4 protein-coding genes and 1 pseudogene are annotated in these 4,842 nt (G+C 70.7%); 2 read left to right on the top strand and 3 right to left on the bottom strand.

From position 1 onward, the window contains the following. Window positions 1-106: 106 nt before the first annotated feature. The 3 genes from ACTIDRAF_RS0208855 to ACTIDRAF_RS31885 all read right to left on the bottom strand — a co-directional run bounded on the left by ACTIDRAF_RS0208855 (window position 107) and on the right by ACTIDRAF_RS31885 (window position 2,645). Window positions 107-910: a hypothetical protein gene (locus ACTIDRAF_RS0208855; protein ID WP_016698380.1), complete on the bottom strand. Its 804-nt coding sequence runs from the start codon at window positions 908-910 to the stop codon at window positions 107-109. Then, window positions 907-1,584, bottom strand: coding sequence for an ABC transporter ATP-binding protein (locus tag ACTIDRAF_RS0208850; RefSeq protein ID WP_245533480.1), 678 nt, complete (start codon window positions 1,582-1,584; stop codon window positions 907-909). The genes ACTIDRAF_RS0208855 and ACTIDRAF_RS0208850 overlap by 4 nt, the downstream gene beginning before the upstream one ends. Window positions 1,585-1,754: 170 nt before the next feature. Next, on the bottom strand, window positions 1,755-2,645 hold the full coding sequence (locus ACTIDRAF_RS31885) for a phytoene/squalene synthase family protein (RefSeq protein ID WP_157162930.1): 891 nt from the start codon (window positions 2,643-2,645) through the stop codon (window positions 1,755-1,757). Between the two features lie 532 nt (window positions 2,646-3,177). Between ACTIDRAF_RS31885 and ACTIDRAF_RS0208840 the strand changes: the two genes are divergently transcribed. Further along, window positions 3,178-4,338 carry a class I SAM-dependent methyltransferase gene (locus tag ACTIDRAF_RS0208840; RefSeq protein WP_016698376.1) on the top strand — a complete coding sequence of 387 codons (1,161 nt, stop codon included), beginning with the start codon at window positions 3,178-3,180 and terminating at the stop codon, window positions 4,336-4,338. Window positions 4,339-4,631: 293 nt separating this feature from the next. Further along, window positions 4,632-4,842, top strand: a pseudogene (locus ACTIDRAF_RS34210) (ABC transporter ATP-binding protein); the annotation flags it as partial.

The following is a 4,842-nucleotide window of genomic DNA, read 5'->3' as shown; positions in this document are numbered from 1 at the left end:
ACCCCCCGGGACCGAACCGTCGTACCCGTGCCGCGGCGGGCGAACACCCGCGCCAGGCGTCGCGCTCGCGCCGACCGGGACGTGACCCCGGGCGCCACCAGGTCGGTCAGGGCCGGACCGGGTCGGACCACCCCTGCTGCCGGGTGCCCGACGGGCCCTCGACGGAATGGTGCCGCCGGGTGCGCAGGTGGAAGACCACGAGGCCGACGAGCCCGCAGCCGACGCACCAGGCCAGCGAGTTCAGCAGCGGGGCACGCGGTACGAGGTCGGTGAAGCCGGCGGCGACCCCGAGCTGCATCGGGCCGTAGTTGGGCAGGTAGACGATGAGCGCCGCGTCTGCGGCGGGGTTCGCGATCGGGTTCTGCAGGGCGAGGTCGATGATGCTGACCATGATGATGGTGAACATGCCTTCCAGGTCGTCCGGGAGGAACACCCCGAGGACGATGCCGATCCCGCCGTAGATGAGCCCGGACACCACGAGGGCCAGGTACAGCAGCCACGGCTGCCGCACGTCCCAGTAGAACAGCATCACCAGGGTCGCCCAGCCGGCGACGAGGAGCGAGCCGGCGGTCAGGGCCACGAGCTTGGCCAGCAGCAGCGCACGCCGGGGGCAGCCGGCGTCGGTGAGCCGGCGGTCGAACATCCGCGCCCGGCGGGTGGCGCTGAACATCAGGAACCCCATCAGCAGGGTGACCGCGTTCAGCGAGCCGCTGATCATGGTGAGTTCCCGACCGCTGACCTGGAGCAGGGTCCCCGTCGACCGGTGCGTGAAGTCGAGGGGTACCGGCGAGAACACCAGGTGGGCGAGGCTGATCCACACGGGGATGAACACGAGCAGCAGGAGCATGGCGAGCCGGTTCCGGCTCAGCTCGTACAGCGTCAGCCAGGCGACCGTCCCGGCGGTCCTCACCGTCGGTCCTCCGTTCCCGGCCCGCGCAGCGCACCAGCGCGGAGGCGGTGCAGCCGGTCCAGACGTTCGATGTCGTGCGCCAGGTGGGAGATCACCAGGATCGCGCGGCCCCTGGCCCGCAGGTCGTCGGCGAGGTCCCAGAACCGGAGGTAGGTCTCCCAGTCGAAGCCCTGGTACGGCTCGTCGAGCAGCACCACGGCGGGGTCGTGCATCAGCGCCAGGACCAGGTTCAGCTTCTGCTGGTTCCCGCCGCTGAGCACACCGGCCGGGACCCGCTCGTAGCGGGTGAGCCCGAGCCGCTCGGCCAGTTCCCGTGCGCGGTGGTCGTTCTGGAGGCGGTAGGCGACCTGGAAGAGCCTGAGGTGTTGGCCGACGGTGAGGGCCTCGTTCACCACCGCCTGCTGGGGGCAGTACCCCAGGGAACCCCGCACTCGCACCGTCCCGCCGTCGGGGCGGAGCTGCCCGGCGAGTATCCGGAGGAGGGTCGTCTTTCCAGCTCCGTTCTCCCCCACCACCCCGACCAGTTCCCCAGGCCGGACACCCAGGTTGACGTCGGTCAGGACCCGCTGTCGTCCGTAGGACCTGCTGACCGAGGAGACCAGCAGCACGGGGTCGTGGTCACCGGCTGCCGGGTGGGCGACGACTCCGCCGCCGGCACGGGGGCCGCCGCCCACGTCGGGCGGGTTCCCGAGAGCTCCGAGGCCACCGGGACCCGATCCGCGTGCCGGGGAATCGCGGGTCCGGCCGCCACTCGCGGGACCCGTCCCGGGTGCCGCTCCGACGCCCGGGCGGGGTTCGGGCGGGGGTGTCCCCGGTGGCGAGCCGGGTAACGGACGAGCCTTCCTCACGAACCGAACCATCCCTTCTCCCGGCGGGCGCCGAGGAGGTGCGTCGCGAGCACCCGGGCCTGGGTGGAGAGGGACAGTTCGACCCGTTGGCGCAGTGCGCGGGCACCCGCTCGATCGACCAGCTCGAAGTGCGTCATCATCACCCTGGTCGCCGCGGCCATGAAGGGCCGGTCGACCGGGGGCAGGTGGTGCACCAGGGCGGCCCCCTCCCGGCACATCTCCCGAGCCCGGGAGGCGAGGTGGCGCACCAGGTCGTCGAGGGCGGGGCTGGGGAGGCCGCGTCGGAACTCGGACCGGCTGACCGAGAACCGCGCCAGGTCCTCGTCCGCCACGTAGACCCGCCCCCGTGGCAGGTCCACCGGGAAGTCGCGGGTGATGTCGACCAGTTGGAAGACCTCCCCCATCTTCGAGGCCAGCCGATCGGCCTCCTCGGAGACGACGCCGAGGAGCCGCACTCCCAGCAGAGCGGGCACCCCGGCCACCCCGCGCAGGAACTGGCGGAGGTCCTCGAACGTGGGGAATTCGGCGGGGCCGGCCGCGTCACGCGCCGTCGCGTCGAGGAAGGCCTCGAAGAGCGTGGGGTCGAGGTCCCGTTCTCTGCTGGTGTGCACCACCGCTCGGCGGAGCGGGTGATCGCTGTGCCCCCTGCGCAGCTCGCGCAACGACTCCTCGGCCCACCGGTGGAAGTGCCTCCGCCGTGAGCCCGGGGTCTCCCCTTCGTCGGCGATGCGGTCCGAGGTGGTGCAGAAGGCGTAGACGGCGTGCGCGTGGGGGCGGGTCCTGGCCGGCAGGAGCGCACGCACCGTGAGGAAGCTCAGGCGGTCGCCAACGGCGTGCACCCGACGGCACAACGCGAAGGAGTCACGCAGCGTGGAATCGTTTCTCACGGCCATTCCGCCCCCGTCGCCCGTCGGTCAGCTGTTTCCGCGAACAATGGGGTCAATCGGATCGGCTGGCAATTCGAGTCCAACGACCGTGGCAGCTCGATTTCCCAGATCGGGACGCGATCCACCGAATCCTCACCACGTTCTGGACCACACGAGTCGTGGTCGTCATCAGATTACTCATCGTGGATCACCCGGACCATCACACGATCGGGGCTAATGGTTGCCTCCTTCCGTGACCGACCGCCCCGGACCCAGGCGAGATCAGGACGGGGACCGGCGTCGGCCACCCAGTTGGGCGGAGCGGTACCACGACACGGCCGTGGACCGGTGGGCGCGGGTGGACCACGGCAGCGGGAGGGGACCGCGGGGGACCGCCCTGGTTCGCGCCACCGCCTCGGAGCGGCACCTTCGGCATAGTCTTCGGTCCCACCGCAGGGACTTCGGCCGTGGCGACCATCAGCCTGTAACCAGGCGGTCGGCTGCCGAGGGCGGACGTCGGCCGCCCCCAGCCACGACGATCCCTGGAGTACCGATGCAGAGGAAAGCCCCGGGCAACACGGTCGAAGCCCTGCTGCGCGCCGCGGCGGGACCCCCCGACGAGATCGGCGCGCTGGTCGACGAACTGACGTTGGAGACGGTGGTACCGCTGGTCATCGACGAGATCGTCAGCCGGTGCGCACCGCCGAGCGGGGTGACCGCGACGCTGGTGCTCGAACTACGACGGGGCGAGGGCAGGTCGGAACACACCTTCTCCTTCGACGGGGGAGAGCTGGAGGTGACCGCCGGGCGAGCCGGGGACCCCGGTGCGCTGGTCCGCTTCGAGATCGCCGACCTCGTCACCGCGCTGTACGGCCCCGCCACCAGGCCATCCGGGACCACCAGGCAGGTCGAATCCCTGCTCACCCCTCCTGGGCGGGACCCGCGCGAGGACAGCTACCTGATGTTCCAGGCGCAGCGGCCCTATGCCGAGGCGATCCAGGCCGTGCTCTCCGGCTGCCTGTCGGCTCCCGTGAGCCTGGACGACCTCGCGGTGCGGTTCGGCTCCGACAAGTGGGGTTTCCTCCACTGGTTCACCCAGCACTACGCCGAGCACTTCCGGCGGTTGGCGGACGAGCCGGTGCGCCTCCTTGAGATCGGCGTCGGCGGGTACGACGACCCCACGGCGGGTGGGGCATCCCTGCGGATGTGGCAACGCTACTTCCGCAGGGGCCTCGTCTACGGACTCGACATCCACGACAAGTCGACCATCCGCGGTCCGAGGATGCGCACCATCCGGGGCGACCAGAACGACCCTGAGTTCCTGGGGCGGCTCGCCGAGGAACTGGGGCCCTTCGATGTCGTGATCGACGACGGCAGCCACGTCAACGAGCACGTGTCGACCTCCTTCGACGCCCTCTTCCCCCACGTCAGGGAGGGTGGGATCTACGTCATCGAGGACATGCACACCTCGTACTGGGAGGGTTTCGGTGGCGGCCCGCCCGGCAGCGTGGTGACCGGCACCTCGGTGGAGCGGGTCAAGGCGCTTCTCGACGGGCTGAACCTGCTCGAGTACCGCTCGCTGGACGAACACACGCCGTCGATGACCGAACGGTATGTCTCGGGCGTGCACTGCTACCGCAACATCGCCTTCGTCGACAAGGGGCTCAACACCAAGGACGCGCCGCCGCCGTGGATTCCCCGCGAGCCGGTCTGACGCACGCCCAGCACAGGCCCCGCCACCGCTCGCCGGGCTCGCCCGGCGAGCCCACGCGGCCGACGCGTCGGCACCGGTGTCACGGGACCCCGTGGTCGCGTGGTCTTAGCTTAGACTAACCTCACTGGTGACTGACCGTCGGTCATTCGTTCGTCGCAGGACATGGAGTCGCTGATCCGTGCCCTCCGCGACTGTTGGCCGACCCGGGTGCCGCCCGCGTCACTCGCCACCAACGGAGGATGTCGAGAGCCGCGGGACGGGAAGGTGAAGGACGAGCGGAGCGAGGGATCCTCATGAAAAGCACGGAGACGACGGCGGAGCAATTCGAGCCCGCCGGCGCCCCGGCATCTGATGAGCAGCAGCCGAGGGCCGAACCGAACGAGCCCCGTCTGCTTCCGATCCGCGACACGGCCCGGATGCTCCGCCCGGTGCGACGCCACCTCATCACCTGCGCGGTGTTCTCCGCCGTGGCGGCCGCCGCGGGCTTCCTGCCGTTCGTGGCCG

Source organism: Actinoalloteichus spitiensis RMV-1378, from assembly GCF_000239155.1.
In the GTDB taxonomy this organism is placed as follows: domain Bacteria; phylum Actinomycetota; class Actinomycetes; order Mycobacteriales; family Pseudonocardiaceae; genus Actinoalloteichus_B; species Actinoalloteichus_B spitiensis.
This window is presented reverse-complemented; position numbering and strand designations above follow the sequence as displayed.

Excerpts from the sequence above, each read along its gene's own strand:
- ACTIDRAF_RS0208840 (WP_016698376.1), top strand. The coding sequence starts at position 3,178 with ATGCAGAGGAAAGCCCCGGGCAACACGGTCGAAGCCCTGCTGCGCGCC.